A 1,463-nucleotide genomic window follows, 5' to 3' on the forward strand; every position below is an offset into this window, starting at 1 on the left:
GTTCTCTCACGAGGACTGAAGAAACTAGGAGTGGTTCACTCCGAAGGTACGCCTGTGGAGACTGCGACCGCTGTGTCCACCGATGGTGGCGATTCCTCGTCCATCGTCGTGGGTGCAAGTTGCGTCACAGAAGCAGGAAGCTCCGCCCTCAATGAAGCGACGCCAGTCGCTGAGTAGGGCGGGGTAGTTCACAGCCGTTCTTTTCGAAGCTTTGGAATTCTCAAGGTCTCTCTTTGTTGAGTTGACTCACCGATCTTGGTGACAATACATCGTTTCACTTCACGGTGCAGCGGCTGTCGTGTCGCCAGCCTCTGGATCGAACGGGAGGTTGATGACGAGTTCATCGAACCAGACGACCGGTCGCTTACTCTGGCCGTCTTCCTCGAAGAAGATAATGCCCAACTGGGCGAGCCGACTGAGTTCCTCGTGGACGTTCTTCACGTCCCGGTCAACAACCCGTGCGGTCTCGTTAATACTAGACGGCTCTTCCCGGCGGATGGCTTCGATGAGATCGAGGACGCGCGGCGTCAGCGTCTCCATGAGGTCGTCGTAGCTGGTGAACGAGAGCGTCGGCGTGGAATCTACCGCGTCGCCCCGTTCGAGCGCCTCGATTCCGTGGGTGACATCATCGTGAAACTCACCGGACGACTTCACGGTCACGACGAGGGTTGATTCAGCCCGAAGCTGTTCGCGTTCCATTGGGTGCAGCGGCGGCGTAGTATCGTTCATGGGTATCACCGTGGTGTGATAGTCTCACTTGACCTCGAACTCGGATTTCGGGATCTCGCTCCAGAACCGTTCCCAGAGTTCGACCATCCCAGGGAATGTGATTATGTCTGGGTCGGGGTCCGGTGCGACGTGCAGTTCGTGCCCTTTGGTGTCTTCGTGCGAGTTGTCGTACCGACGAATCGTCCCATCGTCAAGCGTGCGGGGCGGGTCCGGCTCTGTCGCGCCGTAGTGGAGTTTGTAGGCCCACCCAGACGGGTACGCGTCGCGGTCTGTCCGCATGCAAAACACGCGGACAACGGTCCCGTCGGGATACTTTCTCCCCTCGCTCACGCCATCGAGGTCGTCGTCGGTCAGTGAGGCCATCCTCGTCTATTGGTAGACAGACCAATACAATAAGACTATTGGTCGGGAGAACAATAGCAGTTCGCTCTTGGGTCGAGGGAGAGAAGCACTGAAAACCATCCTTGAAACTGAGCTATAAGTGACCAACACATTGGTCTTTAGCTAAGCCTCAGCGGTCGGTTGGATGGTGGTAGCAAGTTGTTCTTGGAGGATTGGTCGTTGCTTGTGGATCTTCTGAGCGTCTTCGATCGGTCGTTGTAGCAGTGGCGGCGGTGAGTAGGCGAGATATTCCCTCAATTCACGGAGGATGAGCTGGGCGTGCGACCGAAAGGTCGCCGCCCAGCGTTCCGGCGGGAACACGATCCCATCATCAGCGTGCTCGATGACCAGAC

Annotated in this window: 2 protein-coding genes and 2 pseudogenes; 1 reads left to right on the plus strand and 3 read right to left on the minus strand. The window is 57.3% G+C overall.

All coding sequences use genetic code 11. The annotated features are described in order from the left end of the window. A pseudogene (locus tag BW940_RS22630) lies at positions 1-177 on the plus strand (RNA-guided endonuclease TnpB family protein); the annotation flags it as partial. 102 nt (positions 178-279) lie between these two features. Here BW940_RS22630 and BW940_RS20760 read toward each other — a convergent pair. The 3 genes and pseudogenes from BW940_RS20760 to BW940_RS20770 form a co-directional block, all read right to left on the minus strand. Next, positions 280-729 (minus strand): HVO_A0114 family putative DNA-binding protein, encoded by a 450-nt coding sequence (locus tag BW940_RS20760; protein ID WP_173834932.1) that lies wholly within the window; start codon positions 727-729, stop codon positions 280-282. Positions 730-753: 24 nt separating this feature from the next. After that, positions 754-1,092 (minus strand): toxin-antitoxin system TumE family protein, encoded by a 339-nt coding sequence (locus tag BW940_RS20765; RefSeq protein WP_076611042.1) that lies wholly within the window; start codon positions 1,090-1,092, stop codon positions 754-756. 141 nt (positions 1,093-1,233) lie between these two features. Further along, a pseudogene (locus tag BW940_RS20770) lies at positions 1,234-1,463 on the minus strand (IS4 family transposase); the annotation flags it as partial.

The sequence above is a fragment of the Natronorubrum thiooxidans genome (genome assembly GCF_900156475.1).
Taxonomy (GTDB): Archaea; Halobacteriota; Halobacteria; order Halobacteriales; family Natrialbaceae; genus Natronorubrum; species Natronorubrum thiooxidans.